Here is a 17,499-nt window from a genome sequence, read left to right as displayed (position 1 = left end):
CTTTTTTGTTTTGCTTAAAAATTTAAAAACTATGGGAAGCAGCATGATATCGGTACTTTTCAAAGTTTTCATTATGTAGTCTTCAATCTCTAAATCTGAGATATTAATACTTTTAATAAAGTTTGTTTCTTGCGCACCAAAAATGGTGTGTTTCTATTTTTTTTGCTATAATAGAAATAAATAAAAGGAGGGCTCTCATGATTGGAGAAAATATAAAAACATTACGTAAAACACATGATCTCACCCAACCTGAATTCGCAAAGATTATTGGCATCTCTCGAAATAGCCTGAGCCGTTATGAGAATGGAACAAGTTCAGTTTCGACAGAATTAGTAGATCGTATCTGCAAAAAATTTAATGTTTCCTATCTCGATATCGTAGGGGAGGAAAAAATGCTCAAACCAGTAGAAGATTATCAGTTAACATTAAAAATAGAATTGATAAAGGAACGAGGAGCGAATATCTTAGCGCAACTTTATCGTTTTCAAGATGAACAAGGAATTAAATTTGATGATAGTTCTAATCCTTGGGTTCTAATGAGCGATGATCTTTCTGATTTGATTAACACGAAGATTTATCTTGTTGCAACTTTTGAGGATGTAGAGCGATATAATGGCTATTTGGATGGCATTGAACGTGTGCTAGAACAAGCTAGTCATCTAGTGGTGGCTTAATGAAATTAGATAAATTTAGTCAGGATGACTTTATTAAAGCCTCTAATCGACTCGTTCGTTCTTTAACTCGTGGAAAAACAACTTCATCTCATCCCAAGGCTATTTTGCTTGGTGGACAGAGTGGTGCTGGTAAGACAACGATTCATCGAATTAAACAAAGGGAATTTCAAGGAAATATTATTATCATTGATGGAGATAGTTATCGCTCTTTTCATCCGAACTATCTTGGTCTACAGGAAAAGTATGGTAAAGATAGTGTGGATTATACCAAAGTATTCGCGGGACAAATGGTTGAATATCTTGTAGATGAGTTGAGTAAGCAAGGTTATCATTTATTAATCGAAGGTACCTTGAGAACGACCGAAGTCCCTCGGAAAACAGTACAATTATTGACAACTAGAGGCTATCAAGTCTCACTTGCACTGATTGCGACTAAGCCAGAATTGTCCTATCTCAGTACTTTGATACGTTATGAGGAGCTCTACGCCATAGATCCTAGTCAGGCTAGAGCGACTCCTAAAGCACACCATGATGGAATTGTAGAACATTTGGTTGATAACTTACGGGAGTTAGAAAAGAGTGAACTTTTTAGACAAATTCAAATTTATCAAAGAGATCAATCGTGTGTTTATGATTCGCAAGTAGACGAAATCTCAGCAGCAGAAGTTTTACACGAATGCCTATTTGGAAAATGGAACACGGTGGAAAAAGAGATGTTGAAGATAGAGCAGGAAAGGTTAAGGGAGTTAGGTGATTATTGATAAGTGATGAAGGGGTAATTTATTTCGATGAATCGACAGCAATAGATTTTTTACAAATTGAATCCAAGGGAAAGTTAACGAAAACAACTGAACTCATGACCACATTGGAAGGTGAAACAGGTGTGACCATTGATGCTGAGGGATCAATTGGTAAAAATAGTGCTTTAAAAACAATTTTTGAAAAAATGACAGGGTTAAGTGGTTCATTTACTCTTTCCACTACTAGTTCAGGAGGGATTCAAGGAAATAAAATAGCAAAGACAATACTTGAAAATTCCTTATTGTATGATTTTCTGGATACTGTAGAGTTACGTAAGAAGAATTATCTTGTTGATATTACAGAAAATTATACTTTAGAAATAAGTGAGAATTCGATGTCTTATTTTGCTATGATTGCGCCAATTTCAGAAATGATGGAAGGTTCCCAGAGTATAGAAGGAATGGAAAATGTATCGATGTCATTTTCTAAACTTAATTCAGGAATTAGAGAGATTAAGGGATATTTTGAACTTATAGGGTATAATAAAAACCATGAAATTAAGAGGATTTTCCGTTTTAATATCAATTCTTTTAAAAACAATTATCGAATTCACGATTTAACAAAAATGACTCTTAAACTTTATTCAATAAAAGTTGGCGAAACAACTATTAGTGACTTGAATTTTGATACACAGTTTAATTTACAACAGAAAAATCTATCTTTTACCGGAATTTCAGAAAATGCTAAGACTTGCTTAGAACAGAAATATCCAGTTTATGATGTAATACTTGCAGGAGTGAACTAAATGGATAGTATTTTACTTTTTAAAGGTTCTAAGAGAGATTTTAATACATTATTAAATGAGAGGGCCGTTGAAGACTTTACTCCGTTTATGGAGCTTATTAGACAATATAATATCACTGTAAGAGCTAATGATATAAACGCCTCACAATATGCTCCAGATGGATTTGGCGAACAACAAATTGAGAATGTTGTTATTTTTGCTGATGATTATGCTTCTGTAACGGATCACGTTATATCAAATTTTAACAATATTGTACTTTTAGGACATGACATTAAAAATCTTTATATACAAAATCCTCCCAAGAGAGTTGAGACTTCCTTAAGAGTTCAGTTCGATGACATTATAGAAGAACACTATTCAAACTATCATGTGATAGATAATGATGAAATTATTGATTTCTATAATCATATGATCTCTTCTAATGTTGTAGGCCAAGAGCATGCTAAAAAAGATATTTCAATTGGTCTATTAAAGAAAAGTACCCTAACAAATAAGTCTCCTCTTGTCATGTTGTTTTACGGTAATTCAGGTATCGGTAAAACTGAGTTGGCTAAAACTATGAGCGAATATTTTAATGGAAAATTGACTCGAATACAGTTTTCGATGATGCAAACAGAAGAAGCATACAAGTATATATTTGGAGATGCTCATGGTAAAAGTTCATTAGCTAAAGATTTATTGTCCAGAGAAACTAATATTGTTTTAATTGATGAATTTGATAAAGTAAATGCTGCTTTATACAATGTTTTTTATCAAATGTTTGATGAGGGAGAGTTGGAAGATACAAATTACTTGGTAGATGTTTCTAACTGTATATTTATTTTGACAACAAATTTTAGTAATGATCAAGAAATTGCTGAAAAACTTGGCTTGTCTATCTTTTCTAGGATTGATTTAAAGATAGAATTCCAAAATTTAACCGAAATAGAACTGCTTAGAGTAGTTGATAATATATTTGATAATGTGACTGCCCAACTATCAGAAGTGGATATGAAAATTATAGAAAATTATGGTTTAAAAGAAACGTATAGGAAACATGTAGGTTCTTTTGAGAATATAAGATTGTTAAAGAGTTTTATCGAGAAAGATGTGTTTCAAATTATTTTTGAAGAATTACTAAAACGTGATAAGTTAGCAAGAGTACTTCGTTGAAATTTTCACCTTGGAACAATTGTATGAGAAATTCTTCATTTAATTTCATTATAGAGTTTTGTCCATTAATATGTACAAAACAATAACAATTTAAATGGTGTGAACTTTTTAGTAAATTCTAGCTCAATTCGTGTATTTTTAGGGTAAAATTCACACCATTTAACTGAAACTTATTCAAATTAGATGAAATTAGTTTTCTAAAAAAAGCGAGGAAACGCTGATTTAAAGGGGATTTTGAAACTTATTCAAATATAAATGTATCCAACCAGGTCTTAAGAAAGCTCGTAAAGCATCACAATTTAGTAAACGTTAATTCGCAAGAATTACTATACTTACAAAGAGCACCTTTCGGGGTGTTCTTTTTGTACTTTCTTACTAAATTGGTGCAATTGACACAGTTGTTGCGACTTTAGTCGCTTACAAATGTGGCTGCAACATGACGAAGTTAGTTGCCTCAAAACGTTAATCAATACGATACTATCAATGTTTCAAATCACTCGAAAGTTTACCTTATTGTTTCTTTTTTATACTCTTAAGAAATCAACATAAGTCGTCAGCTCTTTATTATAAAAACATTAATTAGTATTCTAGTATTATCATCAGTCTAAAATTAGTATTTTGAGTTGTACGAGATCAGTTTTTGAATTTTGTCTAGTCTTACTTTATTTTCCCCTGAAGTTAAGTTTTTACTCAGTATCACTAGTAAAAAAGTAAAAAGAACGCGCTTTTATATTTGGATTTAAGATTTATAAAATAGGATAAACGTACTGAAATTTAGATATTACAGACAAAATAAAATGTTTAAAAGCTACAGAGAAACATGGTATAATGTAACTAAAGGAGGTAGTATATGTCCTTAGATATAGATAAAGAAAAGATGACAATCATGGGAGTAGCTTTTGAAAACCGCTCCGTTTTTAAGAGTGTTTGGTATGCTTTAAGTACAAATATGATTGAAGGATGGCGACCTACGGTTAGTGATGTTGAAAAATTACGAGATGAAGCTCTTGCTCTGGGGATGGCTTAATGAAGCGTAAATGTTATGATTCTTATGACTATATTGATCCGAATAATTTATATACCTATCCAGATTCTTCAGTTCTAAGAAATAAGCAGGAAGAACGAGATGAGCAAAAAGCACGCGATCTTGAATATCGTATGGTTGCTAGTAAGAGTTTGAAATTATTTATCAATCCTATCCCAGTTTATAGTGTAAAAGATATATTGAAAATTCATCAATTTTTGTTTGAAGATATGTATCACTGGGCAGGTGAATTTAGAAAAGTCAATATTTCAAAAAGTGGTAATGCTTTTATGCCGATTCAGTCTTTCGATACAGCACTCACTTACCTTAATAATTTGATAGATAGATTTCATGACAATGCTAATAGTAGAAAAGAAGTCATTCAGTTATTGGTCGAAATTTTAGATAATCTCAATTATTTTCATCTATTCCGTGAGGGAAACGGTAGAACGCAGAGGGAGGTTATTCGCTCTTTAGCTTTAATGAAAGGTTATGAATGTGAAATATCAATCGGTGATATGATGAGATTTATCACCTGTATATGGATGGTACAGTTTATGGAGACAAAACTAAATTAACGAAGTTATTTGAAAAAATTCTTTTCAAGTTATGAGTTTATACATTCGACCACCCTGGATAAGAATGCTCTATTGTACTAGAATATTTTATGTAATCTGCACCTTAAAAGTTAGATTTTTTCTATTTAACTTTTAGGGTGCAGTTCATTTTGCTATGGAATGATAGTAAACCTTATGAGGTTTTGTAGCAAGTATTCAAATAAAAAGCGCATACTATCAGGAATAAAAAACTTGATAGTATACGTTTTATCCTAGAAATATTTGCTGGCTGTTTTTCTCAAACTGACTTTTTAAGAAGTTACCTTATCAGCAATTTCAAATAAGTTTATGGAGCTATCTTTGGAAAAATTGTAGAGTGTCAAAGCTTACCACAGTCTTTATCATTTCAATGATTTAGATTGCTTACATTTTGTTTTGATAAGTTTTACGGTAATCTCCAGGAGAAAGTCCAGTTCTTTGTTTAAAAATTTTAGTAAAGTAAGAATAATTATCATACCCTACTTGACAAGATACTTGTGATATCGAGATATTTGTTTGAGATAGGAGAGATTTAGCAGCATTAATGCGTTTATCCGTTATATATTTAACAAGAGTTTCTCCAGTTTCTTTTTTAAAAATTCTAGCTAAATGATCTGCGCTGAGATAAACCATATCTGCTAATATAGAACGATTTATATCTTCATAGTAGTGATGATCTATGTATTCGACGATGCGTTGAATACTATTTTTTTGGTTTTCAATGTTTGTTGCAAATTTCTTAGCATGTGACCAGTAATAATCAAAGTAATCCTGAAAAGATTCAATTGAATGAAAGCGTCGTTGGAATAAGAAATCATGAGTGCTGTTTTGGAATAATTTATGAGCTGAAATTCCATTTTGATCTAGATATATTCCTATTTGTTGAGTCCAATCTAGTAAAATTTGTTGTAGTGTGAAAGTAGGAATTTGAGAATTATAGGCAAGTGAATTAATTTTTTCTCTTAATTCGTATTCACTTAAGGTATCTAAAAAAGTAATTGAAAGAGTTTCTGTTTTAAAGGAAGTTGGAAAACTATGTGGAACACATGTAATAGTATTCCAATAAGAAACATATTGTTCATTATAAGTGTAGAGTTCTTTGGTATGAAATAAAATATCGGATATTTTATGGCAACTCTTATATATAATGTTTGAGTATTTACTAAAGTTCTTAGAAATTTGAGAATGAATCTCATATGCCAATTTGTCACTACGTTTGGATGAGTCTACTCTAAAGAGACAAACATATTGATCAACCTGGCTTTCCATCTTGAATAGACTTATCAGCTTATAAGAAAGTTGTGAAATTCTTTGAAGTTCTCTTTTTAGTTGAGAAGTCCATGATGGAGTTTCTGCAGAATAATCTTCTTCATTAAGATTGATTGTTAAAACTGCAAGAAAAAAATACTGGTGTTTTTGAAGAATAAAATCTTGTTTGCTTGCTATATTTTCTAGCTCATCAATTCGAGAAATTTGAGGTTTTCTAAGGTAATCATACCAGAAATTATCTTCTATTTGTAAAAGTGCATCATTTTTTCCGTTTAAGTTATGATTTTCAATTTTACTAATGGCTTTTTGAATAATAAATTCTAATTTTTCAAAGTTAATGGGTTTTAGATAGTATTCAAAGCTTTGTAATTCAATTGCTTTTTGAGCATAGTTGAAGTCGGCGTAATTGGTTAAAAAAATTGTTTTTATATCATATTTTTCATTTCTAATCCACGATAAGAGTTCGAGGCCACTACCTTGAGGCATTTCTATATCGCTTATCATGAGATCAATAGGATGCTCTCTAATAATATTTTGAGCTTGAGTGAGGCTATAGGCAACATAAACAATGTCAATGTGTAGTTTATCCCAATTTATTTTCTCTCGTAAAGCCTCAATGATAAAGCGATCGTCATCAACTAATAAGATGTTCATTATAACCTCCGTCTATAATCTTGTATGGAATAAGTAAAAGAATTTTAGCCCCACCTTCTTCATTATTTTCAAATGCAATACTATAGTCATTAGGATAGAGAAGATTTAAACGTTCGATGGTGTTTGTGATCCCAATATGATGTCCATCTTCTGTTATTAGAGACTGTTTCTGATTTAGTTTTGATAAAATTTCTTCAGAGAAACCTGGACCATTATCCTCGATACAAATCTGAATATAATCTGAGTTCTCAGTTTTTACTTTTTTTATCGATAGCAAAATTGTAAATAAATCCTGAAATGAAAAACCGTGTTTGATTGTGTTTTCAATAAATGTTTGTAAAAGTAATGATGGGACAAGAGTATTTTGTAGGTCATCATTGTAGTTTAGTGAAAAGTAGATGCTATTTCCATATCGAATTCGTTGTATTTCTAAATAATCTTTAATATGCTGAACTTCATCTTTAAGTTCTGAAAAATCTTGATTAGCCATAAATAAATGACGGAGATAATTTGAAGTTAGGATAGTTAACTCTTCAATTTCCTTATAGTTTTTTGTTTGAAGCATACTATGAATCATTGATAACATATTTAAGTAGAAATGCGGACGAATTTGGTTCTTAAGATAATTAAGTTCTATCTTCTTAAGTTCTAGTTGTGAATGGTATTCCCGTATTTTTAATTCTTGCATGTCAAATATTACTTTATTAAGTTTATCATTTGCCTTATCAATTTCTAGTATACCTTCAGATATAAAAAATTCAGAAGGGGGGATGGAGTCCCCAAGTTGAGAGAGCCGTTCAGTGAGTCTTGTTATCGGTTTAATCATCCACTGACGAATATACAGGATAATGATGATTGATAAAATGGTGATAATAATAGGAACGGCTGACAAAAATACTTCTAAGAGTGTGATATTTCTAAAGACTTCGGCATAATCGACTAAAACATAAATATCGAAAGGTAAATGCGTTTTTTCATTTTGAGCATGAATTAGGTAGTTTTCGGAGGGGATATTGTTAGGCTCTTTTAGGGAAAGTTTACCATTATTTCCAATATTGAGTTTTCTTAGAGGTTTTAGGATATCTTCTGAAGATATGACGGCATAAATGATTTTTCCTTCGTAATGAACAGATTTAACTAAGTATTCGCTGTTTTTAGTAGTTACATTTTTCCATTTACGGTCACTTATATCACTACGCAATGATTTTAGATTTGATTTTAACAGTAGATAATCTTCATATGGAATATAAAGATTGGAGACATTTATAAAATGATCAGTACTATCGGTTTCTAATAAGAATGTCATATGGGTTTCATTTTGATATTCAAACTCTGTAAAGCTAGTTTGAACTTTTTTGAGATTTTCTTGATAGTCAAGAAACGTTTGTACATGATTTAATTTCTCTAAAGATTCATTATGCGTTATTGTTGAGTACATAAAGCGTTCTACAGAATGCAATTTCTCATTAACAGAGTCAGCATAAATTTCAATTGAACTACGCAAGTGTACTATATTTTGGTTTTTAATAAAATTTCTGGTTATGTTACTCATAGCAATATTGATTAAAATATTTATCAATAGTAGTACAAGTAGGAGTTTAAAGAAAAAATGAATGGAATGTTTTTTTGATAAGTCGTGATTTAATTTCATATACTATTCTCCTCTTAAAATTATAGCACTTTGAAAATACGATATCATGTAACAAAACAGATATGTTTTATCAAGATGTCGGAAAAGTAATAGTTTTTAAAATTAAAAAACTGAAAAATTGATAAACCTAGTCCAAAAAGTTCTATTAAGGGAATTCTATATGGTGTAAAATAATCGTAGAAAATCAGATAGGAGGAAAAAAATGAAAGTAGCATCTCAACTTCATAAAATAAAATTAAAACATAGTATTCCATTATATATATTACTTTTTCCTTCAATATTGTTATTAATTTTATTTTCCTATATTCCCATGTTGGGACTAATTATTGCATTTAAAGACTATTCACCAGCCAATGGTATCTTTGCTAGTCAGTGGGTAGGATTTAAGTACTTTACTCAATTTTTCTCATCATTCCAATTCGGGACAACTATGTTCAATACATTAAAAATTTCACTTTATAGTATTGTAGTAGGATTCCCCTTACCTATTATACTAGCTATAATCAGTAATCAGTTAAGAGTTGGGAAATTTAGAAAAATATTTCAAGTGACAACCTACTTACCCCATTTTATCTCTACAATGGTTATGTGTGGGATGATTATCTTATTTTTATCTCCTACTAGTGGTTTGTTAGCGAATGTATTTAAGTCTGTTGGAATTACTATTCCAGATCTTTTATCAAAACCTAGTCATTTTGCAGGTGTTTATGTTTGGAGCGATGTATGGCAACATATTGGTTGGGATAGTATTATTTATCTAGCAGCGCTTTCTGCAATTGATCCTACATATTATGAGGCTGCAACTATGGATGGTGCCTCTAGGTTACAAAAAATTCGGCATATAGAATTACCATTGCTTTTGCCGACTGCTATGATTCTATTAATATTAAGAGCAGGTAGTTTATTAAGTGTAGGGTTTGAGAAAGTGTTACTACTACAGAATCCTCTTAATTTAGCAGGAAGTGAGATAATTTCGACCTATGTTTATAAAGTTGGTATGGTGAATTTTCAGTATAGTTATTCGACAGCTATAGGGTTATTTAACACCGTAGTCAATCTAATAATTTTGTTATCTGTTAACTGGTTCTCAAAAAGATATACTAGAACGGGTCTTTTTTAAAGGAAGGAGTGCTTAAAGTGAGATGGTTTCATAAATCAAGAAAAACAAACTCTGAATTATTATTTGATATAGTTACCTATGGTTTAGCAATTTTCCTTATCCTGTTAATTGTTTATCCGTTATGGTTTGTAGTGATTGCATCTTTTAGTAATCCTTCAGATGTTGCAAACGGGAAGGTATGGTTTATTCCTAGAGAATGGAAATTAGATGGATATTTACGTCTTATTCAACAACCTTTATTTTTGCGTAGCTATCTAAATACCATTTTATATACTGTTGTTGGTACCTTAGTTGCTTTAGTAGTCAATATTCCAGCTGGTTATGCTTTATCTAGAAAAGAATTAGTTGGTAGAAAATGGATGAGTATTCTATACATAATCCCTATGTTCGTATCAGGTGGCTTGATTCCTACCTACTTAACAGTAAAGAATGTAGGCTTGATTGATACATTTTGGGTAATGGTAATACCTTTTGCAGTTTCATCATACAATATTATTGTTGCTAGAACTTTCTTTAATAATAGTATTCCAGACGGGATGTGGGAGGCTGCGCAAATTGATGGCTGTGGTACAATTCGTTATTTTATTAAGATAGTCGTTCCGTTATCAAAAGCTATTATAGCAGTTATTGGACTTTGGACTGCAGTTGGTATTTGGAATTCGTGGTTTAATGCTTTAATTTATTTAACGAATGAAAATTTACAGCCATTGCAATTAATTTTACGACGTTTACTAATTAGTAATCAAATGTTACAATCGCAAGCAACAGGAGAAGTGGCATCAGATCTTCGTATCAAAGCTGATATGATGAAATATGCAGCAATTGTTATTTCAACCGCTCCGATTATGTTGCTATATCCCTTTGTTCAAAAATATTTTAATCAAGGTGTAATGATTGGCGCCTTGAAAGAATAGGAGAAAAACATGAAAAATAAATCATTTACATATTTGTTCTTAGGAACAGTTACCCTTGCTGGCTTAACAGCCTGTGCAAATTCCAATAATGCGAATAAGGACGATAAGTCTGGAGAAGATTCTTATAAAATCACAACTGTTCGTTGGTCTGACTGGGGAGAAGATTATCATAAAGGTTTTCTAACAGATTCTGCCAAGGAAGCAGGTATCGATGTAAAATGGGATACACTTGTAGCGGCAGATTGGGCAGATAAGAAATCTGTTTTGGTTGCTAGCGGAGATTTACCAGATGCATTTTTAGGTTCAAATGCTTTTACAGATTCAGAAATTGCTCAGAACCAATCTTTATTTATTCCATTGGAAAATTTAATCAAGGAAAACATGCCAAATTTAACTAAGGCTATGGAAAAAGAGCCTAAGATTAAGGCTATGATTACTTCGCCAGATGGTCATATCTACAGCCTACCTAAAAAATTACCGATGCGCCCTACTGTAGCAAATCAGCTATTTATTAATAAAAAGTGGCTAGATAATCTAGGATTAAAAGTTCCAGAAACTTATGATGATTTAGTAAAAGTACTACAAGAATTTAAGGATAAAGATGCGAACGGAAATGGAGACGCTTCTGATGAAATTCCATTCGGAGCAGGAAACTTTGATCCAACATTTTCATATATTCTTCCGTTCAATAATCGTTTAGGTGCAGATAATACATATGAAATGTCTGTAAAAGATGGAAAACCAGTCTACCTTCGTACAGAGGAAAGTTATAAACAAGGGATTGCAGCAATGCATGAAGCTTATAAAAAAGGTTTGATTGATCCGGAAATCTTTACAGAAGATACCTCTATGAGTGTTGCGAAACGTATGGATAAGGGAGTATCTAGAGTAGGTGTTTCTAGTGGTTGGACAGCAGATGCAACGTTTGGCTTACATTCAAGTGAGTATATTGCTCTACCTGCTTTAAAAGGTATGGATGGTAAACAATATGTCTTTTCTGATCCAGATCATTACAACTATGGTCGAAATGAAATTTTGATTACAAATAAGAGCAAAAACCCTGCTAAATTATTGAAATGGTTGGATAAATTATATACAGATGAAGCAAGTATTCAGAATTTCTATGGATCATTTGGAATAGCTACTGAAAAGAATGGTGATAAGTTTAAAGTGTTACCTCCTAAAGATGGTAAATCAGCTGATGAATGGGCATGGATTAATTCACTTCGAGATTTTGGTCCTAAATACGTAAGCGATGATATCAATAGTCGCGTAGAAATCGATCAAACACAAGGTGATGGATTGAAATTGAAGATGGACCAAGATTTGAAACAATTTGCGTTGCCAGCTTACCCTAATGTGATTTATTCACAAGAAGAACTTAACAAATTATCATCAATCTATGTGAGTATTGAATCTTATGTCAAACAACAAGCATCTAAATGGGTAGTTGAAGGCGGCATAGAAAAAGAATGGGACTCATACAAAGAAACTCTTAAGAATATGGGATTGGACGAATTTATGAAGATTCAACAGGAAGCATATAATCGTTACCAAAAAGAAGTAAAAGAGTAATACTTTATATGAACTCTTGGTTGTATAAACAAGGGACTAGCTAATTACAGGAAGCGAGACTGATAACATCAAATTATCTCGCTTCCTTTATTCTAATTTTTAAAGAAATTTGGAAATGTTTTTTAAATAATTTAGGTAATATTTTTGTGCAACTGACATTCTAAAATATAGAGTTAAGACGATTGATTTTATGGAGAATATATTATGCAAAAATTATTTTCATTAGATGGAAAAGTGGTTAGAATTTTAACTTTTTTGACAGATTTAATTATTTTAAATACTCTATTTATTGTTAGTTGTATTCCAATAGTTACAATTGGGGCATCATTAACTTCTCTTACGACAATGTGGTATCGTATTTTAAAAGGTAAAGATACCGATATTGCTTATCATTATTTTCGGATCTTTAGACAAAATTTTAAACAATCAACTTTTATTTGGTTGTTTATCCTCCTAATAGAATTACTTTTATATGTGAACTATTGTCTTTGGGGCTATTCAAGTTTACTTTCAGAGTATAGTTTATTGTTAGTGTTGCCCTTTTTATTTGTTATAATACTTTTGATGAGTGTTATTTTTCCCTATATTGGTCTATTTAAAGATAATCTAAAAAATAGTATTGTAAATAGCGTATTAATTTGTATGTTAAATCCAATACAAGCTATCATGTTGGTTTTATTTAATATTTCTGTACTGTATATGAGTTTTAGTAGTCCAGAACGAGTTTTAACAGCTATTTACGTATTTACATTTGGGGGCTTTGCTTTTTGTGGATTGATGAATGTAACGATAACAAATAAAATGTTTGATAAGGTAAAGAAATTTACTAAAAGGAGGAAAACAAAGTGAAAATTTTTAAGGGAGAGTTTTATCGAATCTCTGTATTAACAGACAAGTTAGTAAGGTTAGAATACTCTCAAACTGGAAGTTTTGAGGATAGAACGACACAACTTATCTATAATAGAGATTTTGGCCAAGTTTCGTTAGATTATATCGAGACATCAAACGTACTAGATATTATGACGAACTATTTTCATTTGCACTTTAATAAAGGAGAATTTAACGCCGAAAATTTATTTATAGAATTAAAAGGAAATTTTGCCGTATATGGTAGTCGCTGGTATTTTGGTGAATCTATTGAAACGTTAAAAGGAACAGCTCGGACTCTGGATAAGGCAGATGGAGCAATCTCGTTAGAAGATGGAATTATTAGCCGAAATGGTATAGCCTTATTGGATGATTCTCAAGGATTTATTTGGGATGAACAGTCTGGTTATATTGAGAGAGAAAATCAAATTGACCTCTATTTCTTTGCCTATGGGCATGATTATAGAGGAGCAATCAGAGACTTTTACCATTTGACTGGTTCAACACCCTTGTTGCCACGATATGCTTTAGGAAATTGGTGGAGTAGGTATTGGCCATATACGTCAGATGAATACTTGAATTTAATAGACAGATTTAAAACAGAGAAAATTCCATTATCTATCGGTGTGTTAGATATGGATTGGCATATAACTGAAATTCCAGCCCGTTTTGGAAGTGGGTGGACAGGATATAGTTGGAATAGAAACTTAATACCAAATCCAGAACAGTTATTGCAACAACTTCATGATAGGAAGTTAAAACTTTCCTTAAATGTCCATCCTGCTGATGGTATACGGGCTTATGAAGAAGCTTATCCTCGGGTCGCAAAACGATTGGGGTTAAATGTAGAACTAGAAGAACCTGCTATTTTTGATTTTTTTAATCCATCTTTTAGAGAATCCTACTTTAAAGATGTTCATTATAAGCTAGAAAAGCAGGGAGTAGATTTTTGGTGGATTGACTGGCAACAAGGGACTCAAGGTATCTTGGATCCACTGTGGCTTTTAAACCATTATCACTATCAGGATAGTTGTAAAAATGCAGAAGGTGGCTTAATTTTATCAAGGTATGCAGGTCCTGGTAGTCACCGCTACCCTGTTGGTTTTTCAGGGGACACTATTATTAGTTGGAATTCCTTAAGATTTCAACCTTATTTTACAGCGACAGCATCAAATATCGGTTATAGTTGGTGGAGCCATGATATTGGTGGACACATGCTGGGGGATTATGACGAAGAGCTGCAAACTAGATGGCTACAGTTTGGCGTTTTTAGTCCGATTACTCGCTTACATAGTTCTAGAAGTCCCTTTAATAGTAAAGAACCTTGGTTTTTTTCAGAAACAACATCTAAGATTATGAAGAAATACCTTCGTTTGAGACATCAGATGATTCCATATCTATATACCATGAATGTAAAGACACACGAGGAAGGTGCCCCTTTAATCAGCCCAATGTATTATTTCTACCCAGAGAATGATGAGAGCTATAATGTTCCAAATCAATACTTTTTTGGAACAGAACTGATGGTGGCTCCCATTGTAGAAAAGATGGATTTGGCATTCCAATCTGCAAAAGTAGATGTATGGTTCCCTGAAGGTGAATGGTATGACTTCTTTTCAGAGAAAAAATATACAGGTGGTGTGAAGTTGAGTGTTTATAGAGACATTTCGACGATACCTGTGTTTGCAAAAAGTGGTGCAATCATTCCCTTGGTTGGTTCCGAGATAGATATGGGTGTTGATTTACCTGAAGTTGTAGATTGGTATGTATTCCCAGGCGAACAACATTCTTTTGAAATGATTGAAGATCAAAATGGTCAAAGATATAAAACAAGATTATCAATCGACTGGGAAATGGGGATGGTAGAGCTAACATTACAAGGAGATTCTAGTATCGTTCCAAGTAATAGAAAACATAGAATTCATTTTAAAGGAACGAATGTGTCTATGATTGAATTGCCAAATAAGAATGATACAGCTAGATTTGAATGGAAAGATCATAAAAGGACATCCCTAAATGATGAAGTTTTCAGACTACTAAAGACTGCTTCTCTTCCATATGAATTAAAAGATAGATTGTTAAATCAATTCATCAATGCCAAAAATTCTCATGAGTTAATGAATATCTTGCATCATCAGGATAAGGAATTGAGAGGGCGTTTGTTGGAAATGATATTTACTAGCGAAAACTAATTGAGACATTTCGTACACAATTTCTATTCTTTGATTGCTAATTATTATTTTTTAATGTGTAACAGTTTTACATCTCTATGCTTATTGGCTTGTATTTTAGTAATTACAAGTTTGGCATAGGGATGTTTTTTGTTTACTGAAGAGGAGAGGATAAGTATGTTTCGAGGTTTAAAACATTTTTCAACTAAATAAGAGCAAATTTTTAAAGGTGATTTTTCAAAGTAACTTTCGCTTGCCTGACCGAAGTGGAAGTTAGTCTGAAATGGAGTTTTATGATGGAATTAAGTATGAGACGTGTGATTTTTTCAGAAATTTTCTAAAACAAACAGGATTTGTTTGACATTTATTTGAAAATTCTGTAAAATGAATTATTATATCGTTAAAGGAGAATATATATGGAAAAACAGAAAACATTTTTTGGACATCCTATGGGCTTGTCCACCCTCTTCTTTACAGAAATGTGGGAACGCTTTTCTTACTATGGAATGCGAGCTATCCTACTTTACTATATGTACTATAGTGTGCAAGATGGTGGATTGGGAATGGATAAGACCACAGCTGCATCGGTTATGGCGATTTATGGCTCGCTGGTATTTTTGTCCTCGGTTATCGGTGGTTTTGTCAGTGACCGTATTTTAGGAAGTCGTAAGACTGTCTTTTACGGTGGGATTCTGATTATGCTAGGGCATATTGCTTTGGCAACACCTTTTGGACAAGTGGCTCTCTATCTTTCTATTGCTTTGATTATCTTTGGTACTGGATTTTTAAAACCCAATATCTCAGATATGGTGGGGGGAATTTATGAGAAAGAGGATGATAGACGGGATGCAGGTTTTAGTATCTTTGTCTTTGGTATTAACTTAGGTGCCTTCGTTGCCCCTTATCTAGTGGGTTATCTAGGTCAGGAAGTCAATTTCCATCTAGGTTTCTCATTAGCTGCTATTGGGATGTTCTTTGGTCTAGTGAAGTATGTTTTGGATGGGAAGAAATATCTGCCTGAATCAAGTCTTTACCCCACTGATCCACTTTCACAGAAGGACCAGCAGACCTTGATTAAACGCTTGCTGATTACACTTGTCATGGTTATTCTTGTGGTTATAGGTTTAGTCTTTACTCACCAGTTTAACGTGGATATGATTGTTAATATCTTTACAGTGATTGCGGTAATCATTCCAATCTACTATTTCTTCAAAATTTTATCTAGTCATAAAATAAGTGCCACTGAGAGATCTCGAGTGTTTGCCTACATTCCTTTATTTATCGCTGGAGTACTCTTCTGGTCTATTGAGGAGCAGGGCTCTGTTGTTCTCGCTCTATTTGCGGATGATCAAACTCGACTTTACTTTAATGTATTTGGAAATCAGATTCATTTCCCATCTAGCTTTTTCCAAAGTATCAATCCACTTTTCATTATGATTTATGTGCCGATTTTTGCATGGTTGTGGGGGAAAATGGGTAAAAAGCAACCGTCCTCTTCTAAGAAATTTGCTTACGGTTTATTTGCGGCAGGTTTATCTTTCTTGTGGATGATGTTACCAGGGATGCTCTTTGGGACAGATGTTAAGGTCAGTCCTTTCTGGTTGATTATGAGTTGGGCTATTGTGATTGTGGGGGAAATGCTGATTTCGCCTATTGGTTTATCAGTCACTACTAAGCTAGCACCAAAATCCTTCCAAGCACAAATGATGTCTATCTGGTTCTTGAGTAACGCTGCTGCCCAAGCTATCAATGCTCAAATTGTAAAATTTTATACAAGCGAAACTGAAGTCGCTTACTATGGAATTGTTGGAGGAATTACGATTGTATTCAGTATTATCTTATTCTTCTACGTTCCACGTATTGAAAAACTAATGTCTGGTATCAAATAGAGAAAAACTGGAATTTCTGTAGGGATTTTAAAAGTTAGATCAATTATTTATTTAAAGGATTTAGTTCTGTATTGTACAGGGCTAAGTCCTTTTAGTTTGATTAAAACTCATGATGTTTATGATATTCCTAGTAGACATTTATTCATTTTTTCTATTTAATACTCAATGAAAATCAAAGAGCAAACTAGGAAACTAGCCACAGGCTTCTCAAAACACTGTTTTGAGGTTGTAGATGAAACTGACGAAGTCAGCTCAAAACACTGTTTTGAGGTTGTAGATGAAACTGACGAAGTCAGTAACCATACATATGGCAAGGCGACGTTGACGCGGTTTGAAGAGATTTTCGAAGAGTATAAGTCAAAGCTAATCAAAAAATCTCACTATTCATTAGGTTAAA

At 32.5% G+C, this 17,499-nt stretch carries 14 protein-coding genes and 1 pseudogene; 13 read left to right on the top strand and 2 right to left on the bottom strand.

All coding sequences use genetic code 11. From position 1 onward, the window contains the following. The first annotated feature begins 197 nt into the window (after nt 1-197). The 6 genes and pseudogenes from pezA (at nt 198) to QS39_RS00525 (ending at nt 5,009) form a co-directional block, all read left to right on the top strand. On the top strand, nt 198-674 hold the full coding sequence (pezA, locus tag QS39_RS00550; RefSeq protein ID WP_077804321.1) for a type II toxin-antitoxin system antitoxin PezA: 477 nt from the start codon (nt 198-200) through the stop codon (nt 672-674). Then, entirely contained in the window at nt 674-1,435 is a 762-nt protein-coding gene (pezT, locus tag QS39_RS00545; RefSeq protein WP_077804320.1) for a type II toxin-antitoxin system toxin PezT, read from the top strand. The genes pezA and pezT overlap by 1 nt, the downstream gene beginning before the upstream one ends. Continuing rightward, the gene (locus QS39_RS00540) at nt 1,432-2,220 is read left to right on the top strand and encodes a DUF6414 family protein (protein WP_077804319.1); all 789 of its coding nucleotides are present in this window, start codon (nt 1,432-1,434) and stop codon (nt 2,218-2,220) included. The genes pezT and QS39_RS00540 overlap by 4 nt, the downstream gene beginning before the upstream one ends. Continuing rightward, the gene (locus tag QS39_RS00535; RefSeq protein WP_077804318.1) at nt 2,221-3,372 is read left to right on the top strand and encodes an AAA family ATPase; all 1,152 of its coding nucleotides are present in this window, start codon (nt 2,221-2,223) and stop codon (nt 3,370-3,372) included. Between the two features lie 850 nt (nt 3,373-4,222). Further along, nucleotides 4,223-4,399 (top strand): hypothetical protein, encoded by a 177-nt coding sequence (locus QS39_RS00530; RefSeq protein ID WP_000050754.1) that lies wholly within the window; start codon nt 4,223-4,225, stop codon nt 4,397-4,399. Next, nucleotides 4,399-5,009: pseudogene (locus tag QS39_RS00525) on the top strand (Fic/DOC family protein). The gene QS39_RS00530 and the pseudogene QS39_RS00525 overlap by 1 nt, the downstream one beginning before the upstream one ends. Before the next feature lie 367 nt (nt 5,010-5,376). On the opposite strand, the gene QS39_RS00520 reads toward QS39_RS00525, so the two are convergent. Together QS39_RS00520 and QS39_RS00515 are read right to left on the bottom strand one after the other, a co-directional pair. Next, a complete protein-coding gene (locus tag QS39_RS00520) occupies nt 5,377-6,915 on the bottom strand; it encodes a response regulator transcription factor (protein WP_077804317.1) in 1,539 nt (512 codons plus the stop codon). Beyond that, on the bottom strand, nt 6,896-8,566 hold the full coding sequence (locus QS39_RS00515) for a sensor histidine kinase (protein ID WP_077804316.1): 1,671 nt from the start codon (nt 8,564-8,566) through the stop codon (nt 6,896-6,898). The genes QS39_RS00520 and QS39_RS00515 overlap by 20 nt, the downstream gene beginning before the upstream one ends. A 202-nt stretch (nt 8,567-8,768) precedes the next feature. Between QS39_RS00515 and QS39_RS00510 the strand changes: the two genes are divergently transcribed. The 7 genes from QS39_RS00510 (at nt 8,769) to QS39_RS11210 (ending at nt 17,498) form a co-directional block, all read left to right on the top strand. Next, nucleotides 8,769-9,686: an ABC transporter permease gene (locus QS39_RS00510; protein WP_000861543.1), complete on the top strand. Its 918-nt coding sequence runs from the start codon at nt 8,769-8,771 to the stop codon at nt 9,684-9,686. 17 nt (nt 9,687-9,703) lie between these two features. Next, complete coding sequence (locus QS39_RS00505) at nt 9,704-10,600, top strand: carbohydrate ABC transporter permease (protein WP_001267167.1); 897 nt, start codon at nt 9,704-9,706, stop codon at nt 10,598-10,600. Between the two features lie 9 nt (nt 10,601-10,609). After that, on the top strand, nt 10,610-12,175 hold the full coding sequence (locus QS39_RS00500) for a type 2 periplasmic-binding domain-containing protein (protein WP_077804315.1): 1,566 nt from the start codon (nt 10,610-10,612) through the stop codon (nt 12,173-12,175). A 204-nt stretch (nt 12,176-12,379) separates the two neighbouring features. Continuing rightward, nucleotides 12,380-13,024, top strand: coding sequence for a DUF624 domain-containing protein (locus QS39_RS00495; protein WP_077804314.1), 645 nt, complete (start codon nt 12,380-12,382; stop codon nt 13,022-13,024). Beyond that, nucleotides 13,021-15,234, top strand: a complete 2,214-nt coding sequence (locus QS39_RS00490) for a glycoside hydrolase family 31 protein (protein ID WP_077804313.1) — start codon at nt 13,021-13,023, stop codon at nt 15,232-15,234. The genes QS39_RS00495 and QS39_RS00490 overlap by 4 nt, the downstream gene beginning before the upstream one ends. A 395-nt stretch (nt 15,235-15,629) precedes the next feature. Then, nucleotides 15,630-17,102, top strand: coding sequence for a peptide MFS transporter (locus tag QS39_RS00485; protein WP_049523324.1), 1,473 nt, complete (start codon nt 15,630-15,632; stop codon nt 17,100-17,102). Nucleotides 17,103-17,267: 165 nt separating this feature from the next. Then, complete coding sequence (locus QS39_RS11210) at nt 17,268-17,498, top strand: hypothetical protein (protein WP_077804312.1); 231 nt, start codon at nt 17,268-17,270, stop codon at nt 17,496-17,498. Nucleotide 17,499 lies beyond the last annotated feature (1 nt).

Source organism: Streptococcus mitis (genome assembly GCF_002005545.1).
GTDB lineage: Bacteria > Bacillota > Bacilli > Lactobacillales > Streptococcaceae > Streptococcus > Streptococcus mitis_I.
The sequence above is the reverse complement of the archived record's forward strand: the minus strand, read 5'-3'. Positions and strand labels throughout refer to the sequence as shown.

Bases quoted from the DNA above. Each gene is read 5' to 3' on its own strand.
- QS39_RS00510 (WP_000861543.1), top strand. From the start codon at position 8,769: ATGAAAGTAGCATCTCAACTTCATAAAATAAAATTAAAACATAGTATT.
- QS39_RS00530 (WP_000050754.1), top strand. From the start codon at position 4,223: ATGTCCTTAGATATAGATAAAGAAAAGATGACAATCATGGGAGTAGCT.
- QS39_RS00515 (WP_077804316.1), bottom strand. From the start codon at position 8,566: ATGAAATTAAATCACGACTTATCAAAAAAACATTCCATTCATTTTTTC.
- pezT (WP_077804320.1), top strand. From the start codon at position 674: ATGAAATTAGATAAATTTAGTCAGGATGACTTTATTAAAGCCTCTAAT.
- QS39_RS00535 (WP_077804318.1), top strand. From the start codon at position 2,221: ATGGATAGTATTTTACTTTTTAAAGGTTCTAAGAGAGATTTTAATACA.
- QS39_RS00500 (WP_077804315.1), top strand. From the start codon at position 10,610: ATGAAAAATAAATCATTTACATATTTGTTCTTAGGAACAGTTACCCTT.
- QS39_RS00485 (WP_049523324.1), top strand. From the start codon at position 15,630: ATGGAAAAACAGAAAACATTTTTTGGACATCCTATGGGCTTGTCCACC.
- QS39_RS11210 (WP_077804312.1), top strand. From the start codon at position 17,268: ATGAAAATCAAAGAGCAAACTAGGAAACTAGCCACAGGCTTCTCAAAA.
- QS39_RS00495 (WP_077804314.1), top strand. From the start codon at position 12,380: ATGCAAAAATTATTTTCATTAGATGGAAAAGTGGTTAGAATTTTAACT.
- QS39_RS00520 (WP_077804317.1), bottom strand. From the start codon at position 6,915: ATGAACATCTTATTAGTTGATGACGATCGCTTTATCATTGAGGCTTTA.
- pezA (WP_077804321.1), top strand. From the start codon at position 198: ATGATTGGAGAAAATATAAAAACATTACGTAAAACACATGATCTCACC.